At 40.8% G+C, this 24,983-nt stretch carries 19 protein-coding genes, 1 tRNA gene and 1 pseudogene; 13 read left to right on the top strand and 8 right to left on the bottom strand.

Annotation, left to right across the window (positions count from 1 at the left end; genetic code table 11):
• Positions 1-68: 68 nt before the first annotated feature.
• Together F0249_RS14445 and F0249_RS14440 are read right to left on the bottom strand one after the other, a co-directional pair.
• The gene (locus tag F0249_RS14445; RefSeq protein WP_113799948.1) at positions 69-701 is read right to left on the bottom strand and encodes a DsbA family protein; all 633 of its coding nucleotides are present in this window, start codon (positions 699-701) and stop codon (positions 69-71) included.
• A 106-nt stretch (positions 702-807) separates the two neighbouring features.
• A complete protein-coding gene (locus tag F0249_RS14440) occupies positions 808-1,143 on the bottom strand; it encodes a Grx4 family monothiol glutaredoxin (protein WP_017053618.1) in 336 nt (111 codons plus the stop codon).
• Positions 1,144-1,437: 294 nt separating this feature from the next.
• On the opposite strand from F0249_RS14440, the gene sodB reads away from it, so the two are divergent.
• From sodB to F0249_RS14425, 3 genes are all read left to right on the top strand, one after another.
• On the top strand, positions 1,438-2,022 hold the full coding sequence (gene sodB, locus F0249_RS14435; protein WP_017053617.1) for a superoxide dismutase [Fe]: 585 nt from the start codon (positions 1,438-1,440) through the stop codon (positions 2,020-2,022).
• Positions 2,023-2,200: 178 nt separating this feature from the next.
• Positions 2,201-2,713, top strand: coding sequence for a VC2046/SO_2500 family protein (locus F0249_RS14430; protein WP_017053616.1), 513 nt, complete (start codon positions 2,201-2,203; stop codon positions 2,711-2,713).
• 204 nt (positions 2,714-2,917) lie between these two features.
• Positions 2,918-3,601, top strand: coding sequence for an SDR family oxidoreductase (locus F0249_RS14425; RefSeq protein ID WP_113799944.1), 684 nt, complete (start codon positions 2,918-2,920; stop codon positions 3,599-3,601).
• A 250-nt stretch (positions 3,602-3,851) separates the two neighbouring features.
• Here the strand turns inward: F0249_RS14425 and adhE are convergent.
• Positions 3,852-6,455 (bottom strand): annotated as a pseudogene (adhE, locus tag F0249_RS14420) (bifunctional acetaldehyde-CoA/alcohol dehydrogenase); the annotation flags it as partial.
• Between the two features lie 641 nt (positions 6,456-7,096).
• Here adhE and F0249_RS14415 point away from each other — a divergent pair.
• Both F0249_RS14415 and F0249_RS14410 read left to right on the top strand, forming a co-directional pair.
• Positions 7,097-7,738, top strand: coding sequence for a YchE family NAAT transporter (locus tag F0249_RS14415; protein WP_017053613.1), 642 nt, complete (start codon positions 7,097-7,099; stop codon positions 7,736-7,738).
• 64 nt (positions 7,739-7,802) lie between these two features.
• Complete coding sequence (locus F0249_RS14410; RefSeq protein WP_029203472.1) at positions 7,803-8,666, top strand: ion transporter; 864 nt, start codon at positions 7,803-7,805, stop codon at positions 8,664-8,666.
• A 95-nt stretch (positions 8,667-8,761) separates the two neighbouring features.
• Here the strand turns inward: F0249_RS14410 and asd are convergent, their stop codons facing one another.
• Positions 8,762-9,889 (bottom strand): aspartate-semialdehyde dehydrogenase, encoded by a 1,128-nt coding sequence (asd, locus tag F0249_RS14405; protein ID WP_029203471.1) that lies wholly within the window; start codon positions 9,887-9,889, stop codon positions 8,762-8,764.
• Positions 9,890-10,293: 404 nt separating this feature from the next.
• Here asd and nhaC point away from each other — a divergent pair, with 404 nt between their 5' ends.
• Positions 10,294-11,730, top strand: a complete 1,437-nt coding sequence (gene nhaC, locus F0249_RS14400; protein ID WP_113799940.1) for a Na+/H+ antiporter NhaC — start codon at positions 10,294-10,296, stop codon at positions 11,728-11,730.
• 89 nt (positions 11,731-11,819) lie between these two features.
• Here nhaC and F0249_RS14395 read toward each other — a convergent pair whose 3' ends face one another.
• The gene (locus F0249_RS14395) at positions 11,820-12,986 is read right to left on the bottom strand and encodes an amidohydrolase (protein WP_171757057.1); all 1,167 of its coding nucleotides are present in this window, start codon (positions 12,984-12,986) and stop codon (positions 11,820-11,822) included.
• A 330-nt stretch (positions 12,987-13,316) separates the two neighbouring features.
• On the opposite strand from F0249_RS14395, the gene F0249_RS14390 reads away from it, so the two are divergent.
• A complete protein-coding gene (locus F0249_RS14390; RefSeq protein WP_113799936.1) occupies positions 13,317-14,843 on the top strand; it encodes a YfcC family protein in 1,527 nt (508 codons plus the stop codon).
• Between the two features lie 128 nt (positions 14,844-14,971).
• Here the strand turns inward: F0249_RS14390 and F0249_RS14385 are convergent, their stop codons facing one another.
• From F0249_RS14385 to yejK, 3 genes are all read right to left on the bottom strand, one after another.
• Complete coding sequence (locus tag F0249_RS14385; RefSeq protein WP_171757056.1) at positions 14,972-15,787, bottom strand: bifunctional 5,10-methylenetetrahydrofolate dehydrogenase/5,10-methenyltetrahydrofolate cyclohydrolase; 816 nt, start codon at positions 15,785-15,787, stop codon at positions 14,972-14,974.
• A 15-nt stretch (positions 15,788-15,802) separates the two neighbouring features.
• On the bottom strand, positions 15,803-17,158 hold the full coding sequence (locus tag F0249_RS14380) for an Hpt domain-containing protein (protein WP_171757055.1): 1,356 nt from the start codon (positions 17,156-17,158) through the stop codon (positions 15,803-15,805).
• Between the two features lie 96 nt (positions 17,159-17,254).
• Entirely contained in the window at positions 17,255-18,256 is a 1,002-nt protein-coding gene (yejK, locus tag F0249_RS14375) for a nucleoid-associated protein YejK (protein WP_017053605.1), read from the bottom strand.
• Between the two features lie 82 nt (positions 18,257-18,338).
• On the opposite strand from yejK, the gene F0249_RS14370 reads away from it, so the two are divergent.
• From F0249_RS14370 to F0249_RS14345, 6 genes are all read left to right on the top strand, one after another.
• Complete coding sequence (locus tag F0249_RS14370; RefSeq protein ID WP_017053604.1) at positions 18,339-18,566, top strand: YejL family protein; 228 nt, start codon at positions 18,339-18,341, stop codon at positions 18,564-18,566.
• Positions 18,567-18,592: 26 nt separating this feature from the next.
• Complete coding sequence (locus F0249_RS14365) at positions 18,593-20,404, top strand: DUF3413 domain-containing protein (protein WP_171757054.1); 1,812 nt, start codon at positions 18,593-18,595, stop codon at positions 20,402-20,404.
• A 258-nt stretch (positions 20,405-20,662) separates the two neighbouring features.
• Positions 20,663-20,753 (top strand) — tRNA-Ser (locus F0249_RS14360).
• Between the two features lie 225 nt (positions 20,754-20,978).
• A complete protein-coding gene (locus F0249_RS14355) occupies positions 20,979-21,923 on the top strand; it encodes a DUF4382 domain-containing protein (protein ID WP_017053514.1) in 945 nt (314 codons plus the stop codon).
• Positions 21,924-22,475: 552 nt separating this feature from the next.
• Entirely contained in the window at positions 22,476-23,771 is a 1,296-nt protein-coding gene (locus tag F0249_RS14350) for a sugar transferase (RefSeq protein ID WP_171757053.1), read from the top strand.
• Between the two features lie 21 nt (positions 23,772-23,792).
• Complete coding sequence (locus F0249_RS14345; RefSeq protein WP_136994292.1) at positions 23,793-24,980, top strand: outer membrane beta-barrel protein; 1,188 nt, start codon at positions 23,793-23,795, stop codon at positions 24,978-24,980.
• Positions 24,981-24,983: the final 3 nt, after the last annotated feature.

Genomic DNA, 24,983 nt, shown 5'->3' with positions numbered 1-24,983 from the left:
TCACCTGCCGATCAAAAATGCGCTAAATAGTTAGCGCATTTTTTATATCTATTGTTTATTGCTGAGCTTTACTTATTGAGTGACACTAGTTCGACAATTTTCTCTCGAATCACTTTTAATGTCGGCTCTGTAGATTGGTAATCAACTGCAACTGGGAAGTAACTATCATTCACCTGAAGAACTAAGCTTGGGTAAGAGTGCACCCCAAGGCTACGAGATAAGCTTAATTGATCGTCGAGTTCTTCTTCTACCACTTTTCCATTAAGGTCGTTAATGAATAACGGTAGGTCTAACCCTAACTCCTCAGCCAACTGCTGATGAGTGTCAACATCGTGCGGAGGCATCGCTCGCAAGTAATAGGCATGTTGAATCGCTTCCAACATCTCTTGATAGCGATCTTGAAAACCTGCCGCGATAACGGCACGGCACGCAGGATAAGTAGTTCTAACTGGCTGACATGTTGTCCAGTACTCATGATTGAACTCCGTGCCTAATTGCTCTTCGATCTGGTGCCAAATACTTTGTAATTTCTGCTGCATTTCTAGCGGCATCGGAACATCAGAGTCAGGAGCAAGCCCTCCCATTAAATATTCAAACTCAATGCTACTCGGCAATTGCTGCTTGAGTAATTCTAACGTTGGCTTATAGCCCCAACACCAACTGCACATTGGATCGTGCACGTAATACAGTTTTACTTTCATCGCCTATCTCCGCCACTCATAATCTTGAGGCATTCGTATTTGAGATCAAAAAAGGAGCTATATTAGCTCCTTTTATACTACTCTGGAAAGTTAATGATCCAGACGATTACTCTTCATCACCAGCAACTTTAGCCACAGCTTCTTTTACTAATGGTTGAAGTTCACCTTTTTGGAACATTTCCAAAATGATATCACAACCACCAATTAGCTCACCGTCAATCCATAGTTGAGGGAAAGTCGGCCATTGTGCATAAGCAGGAAGCTCCGCACGGATATCTGGGTTTTGTAGGATATCTACGTAAGCAAATTTCTCACCACATGCCATTAATGCTTGTGATGCTTGTGAAGAAAAGCCACAGCTAGGTAGCTTAGGAGAGCCTTTCATGTATAAAAGTACTGTGTTTTCTTCGATTTGCTGTTTGATTTTGTCGATAGTTTCCATCGGATCCTCTTAATGGATGTACTGCAGTCATTAAGAACATTCTAACCCATTAGCCAAGAATAAAAAGCACATAATATTTGTGGTTATGAGAGGTAAGTAATAGAAACAATACAATTACAATAATTTTTCATTTATGCCTTTTAATAAAGTAAAAACTTGCTAAAATAAATCCAAGTCAGAATTCGACGAATACCGATGCAAGTAATCAACTCATATTTGGGTCGGTATAACTATAATAAATCATTGGAAGCCACCGAAAGAACTCAATCTTTCAACTATATGGAGACATTCGCAATGTCATTTGAACTACCAGCTCTTCCTTACGCGAAAGACGCACTAGAACCACATATCTCAGCAGAAACTCTAGATTTCCACCACGGTAAACACCACAACACTTACGTTGTTAAGCTAAATGGTCTGATTCCTGGAACTGAATTTGAAGGCAAAACTCTAGAAGAAATCGTTAAGACTTCTACTGGTGGTGTTTTCAACAACGCAGCACAAATTTGGAACCACACGTTCTACTGGAACTGTCTTGCTCCAAATGCTGGCGGCGCTCCAACAGGTGCAGTTGCAGCAGCAATTGACTCTGCATTTGGTTCATTCGAAGAATTCAAAGCGAAATTCACAGATTCAGCAATCAACAACTTCGGTTCATCTTGGACTTGGCTTGTGAAAAACGCTGACGGTTCTCTAGCTATTGTTAACACTTCTAACGCAGCAACTCCGCTGACTGACGAAGGTGTGACACCACTGCTTACTGTTGACCTATGGGAACACGCTTACTACATCGACTTCCGCAATGTACGTCCTGATTACATGGCTGCATTCTGGTCACTAGTAAACTGGTCTTTCGTAGAAGAAAACCTAGCGAAGTAATCTCTCTATTTGAGATAGCGAGCTAAACCGAATATTAAAGCCAGCATCATTGATGCTGGCTTTTCTTTTTCCTATGACTACAGATGCTTACCTCCCATAAATCCTCACTTTTCAACGCAATAAGAGCCTAAAGTTATTCCCTCTCCTGCCGCTAAGTAATTATCAAGCGAGAGGTCACATGCAATTACACACTTTAGATAAAGCTGGAATCATCAACGAACTTCAATTCGGTACAGGCATTAGCCATGCTGTCGAACAAGGTCGCCGTGCTGATTTCGCTTTAATAATGTCGATGTTCTCCAATGATGTGCGAGACTGCATCCCCGCAGAAACCGTTACTGAATCGCTCAGTAGTGAGTCTATTCTGCGTAATCAACTTGGTGTACCGAAACCGCAAGCTTTGCGTTCTGATAGTGACTCGTACACGATTTCTGCCCGTCAGGCTGAACATTTTCATGAAGCAGGAATGGCAAGTGCCAAACTCAGCCACTACCTCTGCCCGACGCCTCTAGCGTTCATGCCACAAGATACTCAGGACTTCCCTGAAGATGTCTACCACAACCTATCAGGTCATGAACGCCGTATTTTACGTGAATCAAAATCTGAAAAACCCGATATTTCAGTTCCCACTGACCTCTACGCACAGCTAAATTTTGCTAGTCGCCAGTATCAAATTCAGCAACAAGCCTAATCCCAACCTCCTGCGTTTGTCTTATTTATAATAATCGCTATGTTTTGGCTGGTATTTTTGTGAGGTAGCCCAAGTAAACAAAGCATAGATTTAGGCTAACTAAAAATGTTTGATGCTTTTCACACCACCTAATTAATTTTTCAACCATCCTAGCTTTACCACTTACAAATAGATCAGGATGATGCGGTTCTCGCGTGGAATATTATGGATATAGAAAATTCAATTATATTAGTGACTTCCGCAGGCTCAAGGCTTGGCTGCACACTCGCGACCCATTTTGCCAAGCTGGGGGCAAAGGTAGCGCTTTGTGACCAGGATTCAATATCATTAATGGAAACCTATCATCACTGCTTGCAGATTTCTGATCATGTCGCTCCTTTTCCGATAGCCAGCTCTTCTGAACAATCCATTCACACCTTGCTCGATTTAATTCAAAACCATTTTGATGCAGCTCCCAATGTGCTTGTTAATTGTTGGACAAGCTCACCTATGCCTAAGTTAACGAGCAATCAGCCTGCAAAGCCATTTGTTGAACAGCTCTCAGAGATGGCCTCTACACTTTTTAGTTTTGGGCAAGTTAGCGCAGAAAGAATGAGGTTAGGAGGTAAAAAAGGGGTGATAGTCAATGTAATTTCCCACGACAATTATCACGACTTCTCTGGCGTTGAAAGTGCGACATCGATGGTCTCTGGTTTCACAACAAGTTGGGCCAAGGAGCTCAACCCATTCAATATTCGAGTTGGGGGGGTAGTTCCTGCAATTCATCATTTATCAGGGAAAGTCGATGATCAACACTGGGCTGAAGTTCAAGACGAGTTGATTCGCAGCACTGAGTATATTGTTTCGAATGAATATTTTAGCGGCCGAGTGGTTTCTGCCGAAGTATAACTCTATGCATCGACATTATGTTTCCACAAGCACTATATCTTCACCAGCGATATATCTTCACAAGCACTATCCCTTCACCAAAATTTTGAACCACACTTTATTCCAAACAAAAAAATGCCCCACCTTTCGGTGGGGCATTGTCTTTTCCCGATAGAGATATTACGTGCTAGCGAAAATATCTCATAAAAGCGTTATCTTACTTTTTAGCTTTCTTTGCTTTTGGCGCTTCAGTTTTTTCACTTACTGTCGCAGTTTCGCCTTCAACAAATGCTTTACCGTAGTAAGAAGCAATTAATACTTCTTTAAGCTCTTTGATTAGAGGGTAACGTGGGTTAGCACCTGTACATTGGTCATCAAACGCATCTTCAGCAATTGAGTCAACTTTAGCCATGAACGCAGCTTCATCAACACCAGCAGCTTGAATTGACAGTGGGATATCCAATGCAACTTTAAGCTCTTCTAACCAACCAAGTAACGCATTAACTTTAGTTTCAGTATTACCTTCACGGTAACCTAAATGCTCAGCAATTTCAGCGTAACGAGCACGTGCTTTAGGACGGTCGTACTGAGAGAATGCAGCTTGTTTAGTTGGGTTGTTAGTCGCATTAAAACGAACCGTGTTCGAGATTAACAACGCATTTGCAAGACCGTGTGGAATGTGGAACTCAGCACCTAGTTTATGCGCCATTGAGTGACACACACCTAGGAAAGACTGCGCAAAAGACATACCAGCAATTGTTGCTGCATTGTGTACTTTCTCACGTGCAATTGGATCTTTCTTACCGTTAGCGTAAGAGCTTGGTAAGTACTCTTTAAGCATCTTAAGTGATTGAAGAGCGTGACCATCTGAGTATTCGTTAGCAAGAACAGAAACGTAAGCTTCTAATGCGTGCGTTACTGCATCGTAACCACCGAATGCACATAAAGACTTAGGCATATCCATAACAAGGTTAGCATCAACTACAGCCATGTTTGGCGTTAGTTCGTAATCTGCTAGTGGGTATTTTTGACCTGTTTTTTCATCTGTTACAACAGCAAACGGTGTAACTTCAGAACCTGTACCAGAAGTAGTAGTAATACAAACTAGTTCAGCTTTTTGACCCATTTTAGGGAACTTGTAAATACGTTTACGGATATCCATAAAGCGCATTGATAGGTCTTCGAAATCAGTTTCTGGATGTTCGTACATCACCCACATAATTTTCGCAGCATCCATTGGTGAACCACCACCAACAGCTAAGATAACGTCAGGTTGGTAGCTTGCACATGCTTCAGCACCAGCTTTAACTACTGCTAATGTTGGATCCGCTTCTACTTCATGGAACACTTCAACTTCCATGCCTTTCTCTTTTAAGATTGCACGTAGGTCATCAATGTAACCGTTGTTGAACAAGAAACGGTCAGTAACGATTAACGCACGTTTTTTACCTTCAAGATCAGTCATTGCGATTGGTAAACAGCCGCGACGGAAGTAGATAGATTTTGGTAGTTTATGCCACAACATATTTTCTGCTCGCTTAGCTACAATTTTCTTGTTGATAAGGTGCTTAGGACCTACGTTTTCAGAGATAGCGTTACCACCCCAAGAACCACAACCTAGAGTTAGTGAAGGCGCTAATTCAAAGTTGTAAAGGTCACCGATACCACCTTGAGATGCAGGCGTGTTCACAAGAATACGAGCAGTCTTCATTTTGTCACCGAAGTACGCAATGCGCTCTTCGTTATTATCTTGGTCTGTGTAAAGTACTGAAGTATGACCAACACCACCGATGTCTAATACGATACCTGCTTGACGTACAGCATCTTCAAAGTTCTTCGCTTTGAATAGACCTAGTGTAGGAGATAGTTTTTCATGAGCAAATTCATCATCCCATGAAGCTTCTAGGCCTTCACCGATAAGAATTTTAGTCGATGTTGGAACTTTAACATTCGCTAGCTCAGCAATCTTGTATGCTGGTTGACCAACGATGTTAGCGTTAAGTGCGCCATTGATAAGTAGTACTTTACGTACTTTATCTGCATCTTCTTTGCTTAGAACGACAGCGCCGTATTGAGCGAAACGAGCTTTAACGTCATCGTAGATTGATTCAACAACGATTGCAGCTTGCTCAGAAGCACAGATAACACCGTTATCGAATGTTTTAGACATAAGGATAGAAGAAACAGCACGTTTGATATCAGCAGTTTCGTCGATAACAACAGGAGTATTACCCGCGCCAACACCGATAGCAGGTTTACCTGAAGAGTAAGCTGCTTTAACCATGCCTGGACCACCAGTAGCAAGGATCATGTTGATATCATCATGCTTCATTAGTGTATTTGACAGTTCAACAGATGGTTGGTCAATCCAACCAATGATGTCTTTTGGTGCGCCAGCTTTAATCGCAGCATCTAATACAACTTTAGCTGCATAGTTAGTTGCATTTTTAGCACGTGGGTGTGGAGAGAAGATACAGCCATTACGTGTTTTAAGACAGATTAATGCTTTAAAGATTGCTGTTGAAGTAGGGTTTGTTGTTGGAACGATTGCACAAACGATACCTAGAGGTTCAGCAATAGTGATCGTGCCACCTTCATCGTTACGATCGATGATGCCACACGTTAATTCATCTTTATATTTATTGTAGATAAACTCAGAAGCAAAGTGGTTTTTGATAACTTTGTCTTCCATGATACCCATGCCAGACTCAGTCGCTGCCATTTTTGCTAGTTCGATACGAGCTGTTGAAGCTGCTAGAGATGCAGCGCGGAAGATTGCATCAACCTTCTCTTGCGGAAAGTTCGCAAATTCTTTTTGCGCCGCTTTAACGCGTGCTACTAGAGCATCAAGTTCAGCTAAATTCGTTACAGGCATATTGTTTCTCCTAAAAATAAAAACTATAAAATTCGTTAAAAACTATTTAGTAAGGCGGCTGTTTCAGTTTTCTAACTCAGCTACATTCTTAGTAAATTGCTTTCAGGACTGAGTATAATATTTCAGAGTATGAAAAAAATTGACTCAGATCAGTTCTGAAAAACTATTTACCCACTTAGTGGTATTAAGATCACAACAAACCACCCAAGCTACTGATTACATTGAATATAAACATAAAAATCCAAGTGCTTAAAAAAACCTCACTTGAAACAAAAAATAGAAAAAATTACAACAAACTGTAAAAAAGTTTCATTTTTGAATAAAAAGGTACATGTCGACCTATATTTTCGTGCTACTGAGAGTATATCCATCTGCTTGTAAGGCACCATAAATTGACATAATTTTTATTAAAAATGTGCACTCATTAACAATTACTCAATTCACTGCAACTTATTACCCCATAATTCTTACCAATGTAACTTCCCGTTTAAACTTAGCGATGTGCAATTAGTTTTTTTTCGTTTAATCGCACCTCACGGGTTAGTTTTTTTCATTCGTCCTTTTAAGCTTTAAGCCTTACATTATCCCCTCTTAAGATACCCCCTATTATTTGCATTTTCGTGATAAGTGAGACGCCCATTATGCAATCTATTGAATTCGCTGTTTTCTTGCAGTTTTTCCTTGGCCTTGTTGCCGCAGTTAACCCTGTTGGTATCATGCCGGTGTTTGTATCGCTGACGAGCTATATGTCTCCTGCAGAAAAAAACAAAACCGCAGCCACTGCAAATATTGCCGTTGCTGTCATACTTGTTATTTCTCTACTTGCAGGACAAATTCTTCTCGACATGTTCAGTATTTCGCTGGATTCATTTCGAGTTGCAGGTGGTTTGCTGTTAATGAGCATCGCGTTTTCGATGATGAGCGGTAAACTAGGTGAGGATAAACAAAACAAACAAGAAAAGTCCGAATACAATAGTAGAGAGCAAATAGGTGTTGTTCCTTTAGCGATGCCTTTGATGGCCGGCCCTGGTGCGATCAGTTCAACCATCGTTTATGGTGCTCGTTACCCTACAATGATGGATACAGTTGGGATTAGCATTACGATTGTTGCTTTCTCTTTGTGTACATGGCTACTATTTCGCTCAGCTCCAATCATTGTCCGTTTTCTTGGGCAAACTGGAATCAACGTTATCACTCGTATTATGGGCTTGATTCTTGGCGCTCTTGGCATTGAGTTCATTGCCAACGGTTTACGTAACCTGTTCCCAGGTCTTGCGGGTTAGGTAATTCGCGTCACCTGCCAGTAAAATGTATGATGTTGCAATGGTAAACAAACGTTGCAACATCATGACTCGTCACTCTTTAAAACATCACTTATACGTTATTATTTTTGGCACCCACACTCGCATGGGTCGCCTTTTCGATATAGCGTTAATCTTTACAATTGTAGCTTCACTGATTGTCTTAGTACTCGATTCCATTCCGAGTATCGAAAAACAGTGGGGTACAACGATCACTTACCTAGAGTACGGTTTCACAGCCCTGTTCACTATTGAGTACCTTCTTCGACTCTATTGCTCGCCAAAACCTACCGCTTATATGAGAAGTTTCTATGGCGTCATCGATTTAGTCGCGGTATTACCCACTTATCTTGCATTCTTCTTCCCTGCGGCTTCTTTCATTGGGGTAATACGAATGCTGCGAGTGATGCGGATCTTTAGAATTCTTAAACTGGTTCGTTACTTACAAGACTCAAATATATTGCTGCGTTCTTTACTGATGTCTCGCCGAAAGATTCTCATCTTTTTTAGCACGGTTGGGATTTTAGTCATTATCTTAGGTTCGATAATTTTTGTTGTGGAAGGTCCTAGCAATGGGTTTACCTCTATTCCTCAAAGCATTTATTGGGCGATTGTCACGATAACGACGGTTGGATATGGCGACCTTGTCCCTAAAACCCCTTTCGGCCAAGCGATTGCCTCACTAACCATGCTACTCGGCTATTCCATTCTTGCCGTTCCTACAGGCATTATCACCGCAGAGTTAAATCACGAGATGAATGCGCACCGTAACTTGGTTAAATGCCCAAATTGCTCTAAAACAGGGCATGAATCTGATGCGCTTTACTGCAAATTTTGTGGCAGTGAATTACCAGATCCGGATCAACGAGTCATCCCTGTGAAGCCACAAGCCCCGAATACCATTACCTAATACCTAATACTGTTTCCATACCTAACGAAAAAAGCACCTATAATTTAGGTGCTTTTCATATGGAAAAATCTACGTTGCCCTTAGAAGAATTTTGTTTACTGCTTTTCAGCCAGAAGAATTCTCAGTGTGCGGCGTAAAGGCTCAGCAGCCCCCCATAGAAGTTGATCGCCTACGGTGAAGGCATTTAAGAAATCATCTCCCATCGACATTTTACGTAATCGTCCAACAGGTACTGACATGGTCCCTGTCACTTTTGCAGGCGTCAGCTCCTGCGCGGTAATGTCTCGTTCGTTCGGAATCACTTTCACCCAATCGTTATGGCTTGCGATGATCTCTTCAATCTCATCCATTGGTACATCTTGCTTAAGCTTGATTGTTAATGCTTGAGCATGACAACGCATCGCACCAATACGAACACACGTGCCATCAATTGGGACTGGCTTTCCGTCTAGTCCTAAAATTTTGTTCGCTTCAACGCCCGCTTTCCACTCTTCCTTACTTTGCCCATTCTCACGCTTCACATCGATCCATGGAATGAGTGAGCCAGCAAGTGGGGCACCAAATTGATCCGTAGGGAATGAAGATGAACGAATGGTATCCGCCACTTTTCTATCAATATCTAAAATTGAGCTTGCTGGATTTGCGAGCTCTGAACTCACACAATCATTAACGACACCCATTTGAGAGATAAGCTCGCGCATATTTTTAGCACCAGCACCAGAAGCGGCTTGATAAGTCATTGCACTCATCCACTCAACCATGCCTTTCTCATACAAGCCACCCAACGCCATTAGCATCAAGCTTACGGTACAGTTACCACCAACGAATGTATTGGTGCCAGAATGAATTCCCTGCTGGATTTGAGCCAAGTTCACAGGATCTAGCGTAATAATTGAATCGCTGTCCATGCGAAGGGTAGACGCTGCATCAATCCAGTAGCCTTTCCATCCAGCTTGGCGAAGCGCAGGGTACACTTTTTCGGTGTAGCCGCCACCTTGACAGGTAATAATCGCATCTAACTGTTTAAGGCTATCTATGTCGAAAGCATCTTGCAGCAAACCGGTTTCACTCTCCGTTTGCTTACTAAAAGTAGGGGCAGGTATACCAATCTGAGACGTGCTGTAAAAGACAGGTTCAATGAGATCAAAATCTCCTTCCTCTACCATTCGCTGCATTAAAACCGAGCCTACCATACCGCGCCAACCAACTAGACCTACTCTCATCATTCACTCTCCATGTATAAATTCAAAACCACCTTAACCATCTATAAGTTTTTCAGAACAAAACCTCAAGCTCTATTTGCTGAAAATAGAAACTTTTTAGTGCTTCTTAACTGAACAGCCGATATTTCTTGGTTATGTCGATGATGACACCCAAAATTATTCTGCCATTACACAGTTGCAATAAGCTGCAACATTTGTAACACATAAAAACCACACCACAAAACATCTTTGATGCTCAAATTTAACTTAAAGCGATACTTTATAATCAACAAAGTAGTTTTCGCAGTTTAATATCACACCACAAGTGCATTTATTCGATATATTAATCTTAATAGGGTAAGGTTCGAGTCGTTCCGAATCATGTGCTAAACATGCTATTGCCCCCAATTTTATAAGAGGCTTATATGAAGCAAGTAAACACTCGACTACCTAGTTTGATGCAAGTTTTTGTATCATTAGGACTATTCCTATTATTGGCATTTTCCTTCACTGCAAAACTCGACCTCCCTATTCAACTAGCACTATATATAGGCTGGTTCGTTATCATCACTCTTGGTTTACGTCTTGGCCACCAATATAAAGACCTTGAAAAAGCGGCGTTAAACGGTATTTCAAATGGTCTAGGTGCGGTTTTGATTCTTTTAGCCGTTGGTGCACTTGTTGGCACGTGGATTTCTGGCGGTATTGTTCCGACCATTATCTATTACGGCCTTAAAGCGATTCACCCTTCTATCTTCCTACTTGCGACAATGATTATCTGTTCATTAACAGCATTAGCAACGGGTACCTCTTGGGGTGCTGCTGGTACCGCTGGTATTGCGATGATGGGAATCGGCCAAGGCCTTGGCGTTCCTGCTCCAATTACTGCGGGTGCGGTTCTTTCTGGCTGTTACTTTGGTGATAAAATGTCGCCACTATCAGACTCAGTAATTTTAGCGTCATCAATGTCGAACGTTGAAGTCGTTGAACACATTAAAGGCATGCTACCGGTTGCCTTAATTAGCTACATCATTACGGGTGTGATGTTTACTGCATTTGGTTTTCACTACGCTGGCAATGTCGATATGAGCCAAGTGGACTCAGTCATTAAGGCAATGGAAAACCAGTTCTTTATTACTCCTTACTCTTTTGTTCCAGTTCTGATTGTTCTAGGTCTACTAGCAATGAGAATGCCGTCTTTCCCTGTGATTAGTTTCGGCTCTTTACTCGGTATTATCTGGGCGGTTATGATCCAAGATATCGATTTCCTAACAGCGTTCAATACAGCTTGGGCTCCGTTCTCTATCTCGTCTGGTGTTGATTTCATCGATTCAATCCTTAACCGTGGCGGCATGTCATCAATGCTAGGATCGGTGGCTGTAATTGTCTTTGGTCTAGGTTTTGGTGGCTTGCTAGATAAAGTTGGCCTACTAGAAACTATCGCCAAACTATTTGAACGCCGCGTTCAAAGTGCTGGCTCACTAGCAACTAGCACTATTGCAACAGCATTCATGGGTAATATTTTTGGCTCTGCAATGTATGTATCGCTAATCCTGACACCTAAGATTTGTGCGAAAAACTATGACCGCCTAGGCTACAAAAGAAAGAATCTTTCTCGTAACGCGGAGTTTGGTGGCACGCTAACATCAGGCATGGTTCCTTGGAGTGATAACGGCATTTACATGGCGAGCATTCTAGGTGTTGCCACTCTGTCTTATGCACCATTTATGTGGTTGAGCTTTGTTTGTATCATCGTAACGATTGTAACGTCTTACATGGGCTGGTTTGTTGATAAATGCGAACCGACAGCAGAACACACTTCAGAAGAGCTTGAAGTTAATACTGAGAAACAACCTGCTTAATTTGTAGATACATTGCATCACGCTGAAAAAAAGGAGACGTAAATGTCTCCTTTTTTGTATCAGTTAATGCTGTTATGAGGCACTAATCGTTAGCGATGATGCAACTGATGGATGATTCCAGTAAACATGGCGCTTGCAGTCTCAATCAATTGATCAGGAAAATCATAGTCTGGATTATGCAGTTGTGGATGCTCTGCCCCACTCCCAATACAGAACAGAGCGCCCGGCCACTTAGCCAAAAACTCAGAGACATCTTCCGACCAACGCATTGGCTCATCTAACTCCACCAGCGGTAAACCAATTTTTTCTGCTTGCTGGCACACGATGTCACAATGTTTTGGAGAGTTCATCACGGCATTGAATGACTCTTGCCACTCGACATGACAGGTAAGATTATCCCGAACCGCTATTTCAGATACGGTTTCCAGCAGATCAGATTTCATTTTCTCAAATAGAGGCCCATCATCACTTCTCAGCGTTGCCATCACTGTCGCTTTGCCCGGAGCCGTACCGAACGCCTCTTCACCCAGAGAAGCATGAACCACCGTCACTAACGTAAACGCTTCTGAGTACTTCTGTGGCAAGTTTTGCAAATACTGAATTAACTGAACCATCGCAGAGGTTGGGTTAATGCCATTCTCTGGTCTTGCAGCATGAGAAGTTTTTCCTTCCAATTCAATAATGACGCCCGTTGATGCACAAGCAAATGCGTTTGGTTTCAAGATGATTGTATTTAATGGATAACCAGGGAGGTTATGATAAGCAAACACATGGTCAACATTTAACGTTGCTACTCTATTATCGTTCAGCATGCTAGCAGCACCCGTACCGATCTCTTCCGCAGGTTGAAATAGTAGAACGACTTTCCCGAACTGAGGAGGTGTGATCGCGAGATGTTTGGCAACCAGCATCAGACTTGCGGTGTGCCCATCGTGTCCACAAGCATGCATCACGCCTTCATGTCGAGAGCAATGCGCGATGCTACTTTTCTCGGAAATAGGCAGTGCATCGAAATCGGCTCTCAATAACGTAGTGTCACCCGCAACGCCACTTTCGATGGTACAGATCACCCCATTCCCTCCGATTTGAGTGACAGGGAACAGCCCAAATTCGCGCAATTGTGCTGCGATCAATGCCGCGGTATTGACTTCATTGAGTGAGAGTTCTGGGTATTGATGAAGCTGTCGACGAAATTCAGTCGCGTTGAAATCAGAAAGAGTCGAAACCAAGTTATCCATATTGTAAACATCAGCCATTAATCCAAAAAGAAAGACTACTGCGGTTCATAAATCGGGTATGTGATGATAATCTCAAAAACATCATGATTATATTTATTTCACTTTCATCTAACTATGCGAATAATATTCCCATTTTATTCACGTTAATATTATATCTGCAATTTTTGTTTACCAATTCAATAATTGCGAACGCATTAAAATTAATATATCAGATTTAAAAATCAATGATAAAATATCAAACTTAACTCATACTTTGAGACTTATACTGCAAAAATAATTCTTGTAAACGATTATTTTACGATCACTTGGCTAGTGTCTATCCGCCAAATATAATCTAGAGGATATATTATGCAGATTGCAAAAGAATCAAATAGATCTATTCAGTTTCCTACTGCTTTTACCATTCTTTTTATCATTATGATCATTGCGATCGGGCTTACATGGGTTATTCCCGCAGGCTCGTATTCAAAACTGTCATATAACGCTAGCGATAATACATTAGATATTACCAGCCCAATGGGCAATGTAACGACAGTAACAGCGACTCAAAGCGAATTAAAAGAATTAAATGTCAATATTGATATTGAGCAATTTACTAGTGGGACGATTCGTAAACCCATCGCGATACCCGATACTTACTTGCAATTAGAAAATGTCCCAAAAGGTTTAGGAGATATTGCTGTCAGCATGGTGGAAGGCACAATTGAGGGTGCCGATATTATCGTATTTATTTTGATTCTTGGGGGGATGATCGGCGTTATCAATAAAACAGGTGCGTTTAACGCTGGCCTAATAAGCCTCTCCGAGAAAACAAAAGGTCGCGAGTTTTTATTTGTTGCACTTGTGTGTGTCGTGATGGCTTTAGGAGGTACAACATGTGGTCTAGAGGAAGAAGCGGTCGCCTTCTACCCTATTCTTGTTCCAATTTTCCTTGCCCTCGGTTTTGATTCGATTGTGTGTGTTGGTGCCATATTTTTAGCGGCCTCTATTGGTACTGCATTCTCTACCATTAACCCGTTTTCAGTCGTCATTGCATCTAACGCTGCGGGTATCTCCTTTACAGAAGGCTTAGGAGTAAGAGCATTCGGCTTGGTTGTCGGCACTGCAACCGTGATTGGCTATCTGTACTGGTACTGTAAAAAAATCAAAGCCGATCCTTCGTTTTCATATACTTACTCTGATAGAGAATCGTTTAAACAACGATTTTTGAAAGACAGCAATATGGAGCAAAAAACACCGTTTACTCTTCGTAGAAAGATCATTCTCACGCTCTTTGCTATCGCCTTTCCTATGATGGTTTGGGGTGTATCAATGGCTGGTTGGTGGTTCCCTCAAATGGCAGCATCTTTCTTAACGATTGCGATCATCATTATTTTCATTTCGGGGCTTGGTGAGAAGGAGGCGGTAGAAGCGTTTACTCAAGGTGCATCTGAGTTGGTAGCAGTATCTCTCATTATTGGTATGGCGCGTGGAGTGAATATTGTCCTTGAACAGGGAATGATATCTGACACTATTTTAGCTTATGCTTCCGATTTGGTTTCTGGTATGCATGGGAGTATTTTTGCTGTCTCTCAAATGTTTGTCTTTTTCTTCCTAGGTTTGGTTGTCCCTTCTTCATCGGGGCTAGCGGTATTATCGATGCCAATTATGGCTCCACTCGCTGACACGGTGGGAATTCCAAGAGATATTGTGGTCTCTGCCTATAACTGGGGCCAATATGCGATGCTATTCTTAGCGCCAACAGGTCTAGTTCTTGTAACACTCCAAATGCTGGGAATCCCATTTAATAAATGGGTCAAATTTGTATTCCCCATTGTTCTGTTCTTACTTGCCTTTGGTACTATTTTATTAACCGCTCAAGTTATGATGCTTTAATATTAAGATTGATCAGGTTTAAATAAATAACACATCTAGCTATTAGGTTCACTATTGAACCCAATAGCTAGAATTATTTTTAATAATAAAATTCAAGCCGTAGTAATGACATTGAATATTTACTAAAATTAATCTTTACCGTAAATCTCAGCAAGCTTAATCGCATTACCCAATACATGTAAACACGTTAACCGACCAACGCCTCCTGGTACTGGCGTAATAGCCGCAGAAGATAGAATGCCATCGTGGTGTTTAATATCACCTACTAACTTTCCATTCACGCGATTAATACCAACATCAATAATAAGCTGGCCTTCAATAAACTGAGAGTTATCTAAAATACCGTGAGCCCCCGTCGCCACTACAATGACATCGTACTTGTTCCAATCAACCACATTAAGATCAGAGCGACTGTTGAAACTTGCTACGGTACTTTGGCGATTAATCAATTCGATAACCAACGGCTTACCAACAATGTTACTGCGCCCGACGACCGCAACTTTTAAGCCTGAAAAATTATATTCACCGCAATGAGCTGCAATAATATCGATTGTCGCTTGGACGGTGCATGGCAAAACCGCACTCTGCCCTAAAACCAACAAACCTAACGCTTCAGAGCCAAACCCATCAACATCCACAACGGCTGGAAGATCGGGTGCAACAAGCCCATTTGGTAGCGGAAGCTGAAATAAAATAGGATGTGTCGCCGATGCAGCTAAACCATCAAGATCTGACTGACTTGTTCCAACTTGCGGTAATGTGATGTGATTGCACTCTAGATTGAGCTCGGAGAACAATCGAATTTTATTATTTACATAGACTTTACTTGCCGGATCATCCCCAACGGTGACAATTGTTAGTTTTACAGCAAGTTGTTGATCGCTGATCTTATTTTTTAATTCGACTAATTTATCTTCATATATCGTATTGATTACTGATTTCATCTCTAAACTCTAATCTCAATCTAACTGTAAATATTCTTTCGTTGCTGATATGGCATCAGCGAGAGCTTTAGATAAAGTACTCAGCTGAGCCTCACTGACGGGTTCTGACTGTTTTAGGGCTATCTCAATTTCAGTCGCAATTTCTCTTAAAGGCATAGCTCCCAAACTCCCCGCCACCCCTTTCAAACTATGAGCTTTACGCTGCGCAGCCTCTAGGTCGGTATCAAGCAACTCCCTTAGTGAAATGGCATCATTAGTGTGATCTTGAATAAACACCTCTAATAACATTGCGACTGACTCGTCATCACCATTCATGGTTGCAAGCATTGCTTCTATATCAATGACTGCTGAAGCATTTGGTGCATCTATCGCTTTTTGTTTCTCGATACGATCTTGATCAGAATCACCCAGTACATCACTATCGAGAACATCGGTACTCTGTGGCTGATGGCATGCTGGTTCATCAATATCGTGAGTATTTCGAACAGCCTCCGTTGCCCTCTCCTCAGAGAATGCCATAACTTCTGCATCATTCAAAGGCTCACCATCACCACCTTCAATCAACTCATGCTCTCCATTTTGGACAGCGCTTGCACTTTCACTCGATGTTTGGACAAAAAATCGGATAAATGTAAGCATTGAAAGAGCAATAAAACTTAACACTATTGCCAACATCATATACATGCCTTGCATGTCATGAAGTTCATCTTCAAGAGCAGAAAGCTGATCGTGAACTGAATGTTTAATTAATTTCTCTACGTAATAGTTTACCTGCGCATACTCACTTAATAGCACCGATGCACTTGATAATTGTACCTGTAGTTGCTTACGCTCATCCTGATCTAAAGCTTGTGAAGCAATCAAAATACGATCAAATGCTCGGTATATTTCTGAATTCGATTGACTTTCCGCATACAACGCTTGGAAAGTGTATGCCGAAATTTCGTTATATAGGTTTACCACTTGCTCCGAATTATCGCTATGCGCTCTTGATTCATTGATATCTTGTGCCAAATTTTTAACTTTTATTTCAACTGACAGAAAATCTCGAACATCTTCTAAAAAGCGATCGGTAACATACAGCAGTTGGTTCACATCAGGCAGAAATGGTTTAGATTTGAAATTCGATTCAACTTGCAGACGTAATGAGTAAATGAGCTGAACATCAAGGGCTATGTCATCAACCTGTACGGCTCGAAACGGTTCTGGGAAGTATAATGTACTACGAAGATCATTGACTCGGTTCCCCAACTCTTCAACTGCAACCAAATTTTGATGGGCAGTACGGCTCTGTAACACAAGAAATACCGAGCTAATCCCCCACAAAACAAGAGTAACTAGAATAATTTTAAATTGAAGACTATATCCCATCTGCCGTTGCATAAATCATGTCCATATTTTAATGCTTGAATAACAAGCATATAAGAAAGGTGAGCATTTTAAAAACTCACCTTTCATCTTACCCCTTTATTTATTTCGAGTTAATTGATCTCTCAAGTTTGGAGGGGTTCCTTTAATGGTTAATGTATCCGTTTCTGGATCGTAGAAAACACGCTCTCCTAAAAGTAAGCTATCAAAGCTCACATTTAGCCCGCCACCAGCACCCACATATTTCGTTAGCTTTCGAATGGTAGAACGATCTGCAGGGAAACTCTCTTCGAGTTCATACCCTTGCTCTTGAGTGTAATCTAAGAAACTGGTTCCATCGGTGCTTGCTGGCAACTCTCCGGACAATTCGCTCACTTCAACTTCATCACCCGATTTAAGCTGCTCATTACAGTAATCATAAACCTGCTTTTTATAGCTTACTGCTTCTTCTTTCTCTAGTTTAGAATCTGAAACAAAATCTTCAACAGCTTGCATCAAGACCTGATTCTGCTGTTTAGTATCAAGCCCTACTTCAGCTTGTAAGAAATCTAAGAAGAAATCAGCGACTTTGCGACCAACACGGCCTTTGATATAGGCCAAGTAACGATTGGAATCTTTATCAGTTTCATAGCTAGAGAGATCAATACGAGCCGCGATGTCCATTTTCGAAATATCAAGATAATCAGTTGCGCTGATATCAAGGCCTTCGGTGACTTTTAGGCTCTCATTCGAAGGTAATAACGCAATAAAAAGGTAGTCTGTAGAAAGTGATTGGTACTCCGCTAAAACGAGGGTACCTTCATCTGCAAATGGGTATTTAGACAGCTCATCTTTGAGACGTAAAGCACTGGCCTGAGAAAAATCGTAGAAGCTACGCTCATTTTTACGAAGCTCTTGCAACCATTGCTGAAAATCACTGTCCTCTTTAAAAGAACCAAAACCCTTGCCTGCTTTGGAGTTGAATACACGATGCAGTTCAGCAACTAAACTTTCTGTTGATGAATCATTCGCTAAGGATTCTGCACGGTAGTTAACGACCAGTTCTTCCTGATCGTTTTTGCGAAGTTGGTGTAAAATAACATTGGATAGATTAAGGCTCATAGAAAATATTATCGTTCAGGTTTCAGTTGTAGTGAATAGTAGGTTATTATAAGCCGCTTTTACTATCATTATTAGAGTCTTTATGCCGATTACATCTAAATACAGCGATCAACAAGTTGAAACTATCCTAGCAGAAGTAGCTGCAGTACTTGAGAAACACAGTGCTACTCCTGAGCTTTCACTGATGATTGCGGGAAATATCGCAACCAATGTCTTAAATCAGAACGTTGCTGCTTCACAACGTGTTGCAATTGCTGAAAAATTTGCTCAAGCCTTAGTGTCTTCACTAGCTGAAACAAAAACCCACTAATTTCAGAACGGATAAAAGAACAATAAATGGTAGATAGCGGAAATTCTTACGGTGAACGAGTATCACGACTAGTTGGATGGGGGCATTGGTTTGCTTTTTTCAACATCATAGCGGCGATGCTTGTTGGTACACGTTATATCACCCAATCACCTTGGCCTGAAACTCTTTTAGGACAAAGCTATTTGGCTTTTTCTTGGGTTGGGCATTTTGGGTTCTTGGTTTTCGCTCTCTACCTATTGATTCTTTTTCCACTTACGTTTGCGATCCCCTCCCGTAAACTGTTCAGATTAATCGCCGTCTGTTTTGCTACGGTAGGATTAACCGTTCTACTCGTCGATACACAAGCCTACCAGAGTATCAACTTACACTTAACGCCTGTCGTCTGGGAGTTACTTTTCACCGATGACAAAAGTGCAGTAAGTTCAGAACTGCAACACCTATTTATTGTTCTACCTTTGATATTTCTATTGGAACTTGGATTATCGGAATGGGTTTGGCGTAAGCAAAGAAAACTGTCACATAAACATATTGGTCGCCCTTTGGCTGCCGTCTTCTTTTTGAGCTTCATGGCCAGCCATGTCGTCTATATTTGGGCCGACGCCTATTTTTATGGCCCAATAACAAGCCAGAAAGCCAACTTTCCACTGTCTTACCCAATGACAGCAAAAAGCTTTATGGAAAAACATGGTTTGCTGGACCGTGATGAATACTTAAAACGCTTAGAACAAAATGAGAATAATGTTGATTTAGTTCGATACCCACTCGAAACGATCCAGTTTAACCGCCGTGGCGAAAACTTGAATGTATTGATCGTAAGCGTCAATAACCTTCGGGCGGATATGTTAAATGCAGAGACGATGCCTAACAGCTATCAATTTGCTCAAGATAACTTGAACTTTACCAACCACTACAGCTCTAGCAATGATATGTACGGTATGTTTGGGTTGTTTTATGGCCTACCAAGCAGTTATGCAAGTAGCATTAAAGCGCAAGGCACAAGTCCTATTCTTCTTTCGGTTTTAGAAGATCAAGGTTATTCCACTGGACTATTTAGTGGTGATAACTTCGATGACACTCTCTATTCAGAAGTTATTTTCCGCAGCCAGCAATTAGCGAATCAACAAGAGAATAGTGATAATGAGCCTCATAGTGATAGCTCAGCCATTAATAACTGGGATATCTGGGTTAAAAACCAAGCTTCTTCTCCTTGGTTTAGCTTCATCGAACTGACAACCGTAGACAATTTTAGTGATTATGGTGATCATACCGATACATTAGAAGCAAGTGATCGCTTCCAGATTGATTACGCAAAATCGGCTCAAGCGGCTGATATTGAACTAAGCAAGCTCTATTCATCTCTTAATGATTTAGAGCTATTGCAAAACACTATTGTCGTTATTACTTCAAATCACGGTAGCGAATTCAATGAAACCCAAACGAATAGCTGGGGCTCTAACGGTAATTACAGTCGCTACCAATTACAGGTACCTATGGTCATTCATTGGCCAGGCAAACTTGCCGCTCAATTTACTCATCAATCTAGCCACCTAGATTTCTCAGTCACACTATTGCAAGATCTACTAGGTGTTTCTTCCAACCCAAATGATTTTAGCAGCGGTAAAAGTCTATTTGATGAGAACAAACGTAAGTGGATTTTGGCGGGTGATAGCCGAGAGTTAGCACTGATTACCAGCAACAAAACAACTGTGATTGATAAGTTTGGTAACTATAAGCTTTACGACAGCAACTATAATCGCTTGAAAGATCAGAACCCTAAATTACCCGTCTTAATGCAAGGGTTAACTGAGCTGCAAAGGTTTTACACCAAAAGTAAGTAGCATCAAGATTTAGATACTTAAAGTGGGGAGCTTATTGAGCTCCCCCTTTATTTTTTCCTAGCAAAATATCTGCCCATTAATGAGTAAATAGAACTCAGCATTTAGTTAACAAACCCTTTAAAATCCATATAGATATAACAAAATGCTTACCTTTAAAATATGCGAATAATTTTTTTTGCTATAAATGCGCATAATTTGGCCAAACGAACTCATTAGGGCTTTACAAGTTTTTAGAGTCCTTATATTATTCACCGCACTGGAGGGATGGCTGAGTGGTCGAAAGCACCGGTCTTGAAAACCGGCAACCGTTAATAGCGGTTCTAGGGTTCAAATCCCTATCCCTCCACCACTTTTGAAGAAACCGCTAATTATTTAGCGGTTTTTTTTCGTCTGGGGTTTCTTGTATCAAGCTCTACTCTTCTCAGATTGTCATATTTCCTAAATACTCTCATTTTAGTTTTCGTTTGTACTTTTCTGCTTTTTCCTGCCGTTTTTCAGCACTTACTTGTCCTAACCCGAATAGCATGACTGAACTATCCCATACTAATGGAAGGTACTTCATGGAGCTTTCATTATGAGATACATCACTTCAGCATTGTTACTGTGCAGCCCTGTGCTATTCATTGGCTGCGGGGGGGAGAGTTCAACACCACACTACTCAAATGTCACTGTCGCTGTGTCTGATGCGCCAGTAGACACTGCATCAGAAGTTGTCATTGCCTTTCATCAAATTGAGCTAGTACAAGAAGATGATTCGATCTTTATCGATATTAGTTCGGAGAACGGCGCAAAAGATTACGCACAAGTCGATCTCATTCAATATCAAAATACCGATACTTTTGTTTTAGTGGAAGATCAGCAAGTCCCAATAGGAACTTACCAAAATGTGATCCTACATATATCACCAGATGCTGGGTTAAATTACGTCGTGGATGACACTCTTGGCCAACTGCCTCTGAAACAACCAAGTAATAAGTTACGTCTTGGTGAATTGGTTATTGAAGGTAGCGATGAAAGTTATGTGATCGAGTTTGATCTACGCCAAGCATTGGTGATGAGGGGTAACTCAAACAATAATAACGGCTACATTTTAAAACCACATGGCGTGACGATTATTAATAATGATATCTCCTCCTCTCTTGCTGGTGCTGTTGAACCCAATTTGTTACTTGGCAATGAATGCAACGTGGATGGTTTAGGATTCGTTTATCTCTATCAAGGCCATCAACTCGATAGCTCGTTATTCGTTGACTTGTTTGATGGTGACATAGTACAGAATAATCCTGTTCCACAAGGAAGCATCGCTCCTCATGCTTCGGTTGCGGTCAATGAACAGAATGAATACGCATTTGGCTTTTTGGAACCAGGAGAGTACACAGTGGCGCTCAGTTGCGACGCCAGTGGTGATGACTCAGAGCAATACGATGGTTTAAGTATTCCTCTTCCAGTGAATCAGGTATTCGAAGTCAGCCTTACTGATGGACAACTGAGTGTCATCAATTTTAGCTCTATCCCATAACGGTGCAAATTGGTGGTCGAGCACGCTCTACTTCGCCGCGAATAATTAAGACTTAGCTCTTAATACACTTAACTAAAATACATAGCGACTAGTGCCCACTTTTCGTTGTGTATTTTAACCTAAACCCTGTATATCGCTATTCAACGACTTATCAGGATATATCTACAAAGTTCAGACACCTTTCCTCGTCACTCCCCCTCTCAGAATAAAGTGAATCTCGATATGGCTCATAAAGCAACACTAGATCATTTACATTGCAATAGATTCCTAGAAATATTCTCTAACTTGAGACATCTCAATAATGATTCATTATATATTTGACTTACCATTGGTCACTTATAAAAAGAACGACATATATTAAGAACATGGATAGAAAACAAACACTGAAATTAAATTTAATCTCACCAAGCTTCATCAATAATAAAATAAACAACAAATATCATCACTGTCTTATTTTTGATGCACTACCTACTATTGTAATCACTGCTACTTAATATGAGAATGCGCTACTTAATTTATGTTTTAACCAATAGCAGGTAGGAGATCTTGTTTATGGGTGAAAAAGGAAAAATCCGTATTACGAGTTATCAAGGTAAGGTTTTCTATCGGTTAATTGATGCTTTTGTAATACTGGTTACTATGTATGTAGCAATAAAGTACCATAATCATGTTGTAAATATGTCGTATGTTTCAATGGGATTATTGGGTGTTTTATTCTATAGCTTTATAGCCGAAAGCCTTGATATATATAGTGGTTGGCACACAACAAAGATCCGCGATTTATCACTACATACCGCATGCTGCTGGGGATTTTCAGTTTGTTGTTTAGCATTAGTTGGGTATTTCACAAAAACTGGTCACGATTTTTCTCGCTTAATTTTAGGATTCTGGTTTATAGGAACGCTATTTTTCCTCTTATTTTGGCGTTCAATTGCCTTTACTTTTGTTTATTATTTACACAAGAAAGGAATACATACTACTGATGCTGTAATCATTGGTATGACTCCCCAAGGTTTAAGATTATCTGAAAGCCTTACTAATAATCCAAAATTTGGAATAAAAATGGCTGGATTCTATGATGATAGAAAAGTTGATCGACTAAATAGCCAAATATCTGTTTTGGGTAAAGTCAATGATGCTTTGAAGTTAGCGAAAAATGGCAAAGTAAAAAGTGTTTATATAGCGTTGCCAATGCAGGCTCAGAATAGAATCAGTACTATTTTAGATGCATTTTCTGACAGTACAGTTAACACTTATATTGTTCCTGATTTTTTCACTTTCAATTTGCTTCACTCTCGTTGGTATACCATTGGTGACGTTAATGCTTTTAGTATCTCAGACACACCATTCAATGGAAATAAACTCGCAACATGGTTAAAAAGGTTTGAAGACCTTGTATTAAGCACTTTGATACTGATTCTTATAAGTCCTGTACTCATTGCCGTGGCTATTGGCGTAAAACTGAGCTCACCAGGCCCCATTATTTTTAAGCAGATGCGATATGGATTAGATGGGAAGAAGATTAAAGTATGGAAATTCAGGAGTATGAGTGTCACGGATAACGGTTCTAAAGTAGTGCAAGCAACTAAGAACGATCCACGTGCCGTTGCCCATAATGAAGAGTATCGCACCATTGTTAATCGATACATGCTAAGACATAAAGTAAAGCCTGGCATCACTGGATGGGCCCAAATTAATGGCTGGCGTGGCGAAACAGATACGCTCGATAAAATGGAAAAAAGAGTTCAATTTGATTTGGACTACATACACCATTGGTCTCTGTGGTTTGACATTAAAATTGTTTTCTTAACGATTTTTAAAGGATTCGTTGGCAAAAATGCCTACTAGAAATGGACTAAGTGTACTCAAATGAAATTTTCCAACGTGAAGCCAGCGGTTTTATTCAGCTTAACACTAGTTAGCGCAACGGCTGTACTTGCTAAGCCAGAGCCGCATCCCATCATAACTGAGTCAGGGATCGCCATCGTGCCCTTTCTCAATTTATCAGCAGGTTACAATGATAATATCGCTAAATCAGACAGTAATTTTGATCGCTCTAGCTTTTCCATTGTAGAGCCTGGAGTAAGCGTCGCATTTGAACCAACAGGGCAAAAACATGTAGCCGTTTACCGCCTACAGCGTGGTGATTTTTTTAGCTCAAGTAAAGATAACTTTACCGATCATTTCTTTGATTGGTCAAGTCAGTGGGATCTTCATTCAAAACACAAAGTGAACCTAAACTATTCACTTGCATTAGCTCATGAAAGCCGCGGTGATAACGAAGAAACTCTCAACCTTTTATACAACAAATACCACAGTACTCAAGTGAACATTGGTTACATCTACGGTGGCGACAATAGCAAAGGAAAACTAGAAACAAATCTAGGATGGGGAGAGCTTGATTACAAAAATAATCAACAAGTCACCCAATATCAAAGTTGGGAAGAGCTACGCTTCAATAGCACATTTTATTACGATGCACTTCCAAAAACATCTCTGCTGTTTCAAATCATAGCGAACGATAGAACCTATGACCTTACGGCTCCAGGTTCATCATCCAAGGACAGTAAGCACTACTTTACTTATTTGGGCACATCTTGGGACGCGACAGAGAAACTACAAGGTAGTGCAAAACTTGGTGCGCAATATAAGAACTTTGATTCATCCTTACGAGATGATTTTAAATCATTCTCCTGGGATATTAATGTCACTTATCTCATTAGATCATATTCAGCCATCCAACTCATCACCAATAGACGCTCTATGGATGCTGATGGGATTGGTAATGCTATTGATGCGAAAAACTATAACGTCAATTGGGTCCATAACTGGAATCAAAAAGTTTCAACTAAAGCTGAAATATCACGATTGGACGAAGACTATATTGGATCGGCACGAAAAGACGAAACGACCAACCTTACTTTAAATTTTGACTATGATTTTCGCCGATGGCTAACTCTCAGACTAGGCTATGGTATTGAGTCCAAAGACTCCAATATAAATACAATGAATTATGATCAGAATATCTATTATTTGGCCATTGAAGGTGTGATGTAACTT

The sequence above is a fragment of the Vibrio sp. 03-59-1 genome, from assembly GCF_013114135.1.
In the GTDB taxonomy this organism is placed as follows: Bacteria; Pseudomonadota; Gammaproteobacteria; order Enterobacterales; family Vibrionaceae; genus Vibrio; species Vibrio cortegadensis.
The sequence above is the reverse complement of the archived record's forward strand: the minus strand, read 5'-3'. Positions and strand labels throughout refer to the sequence as shown.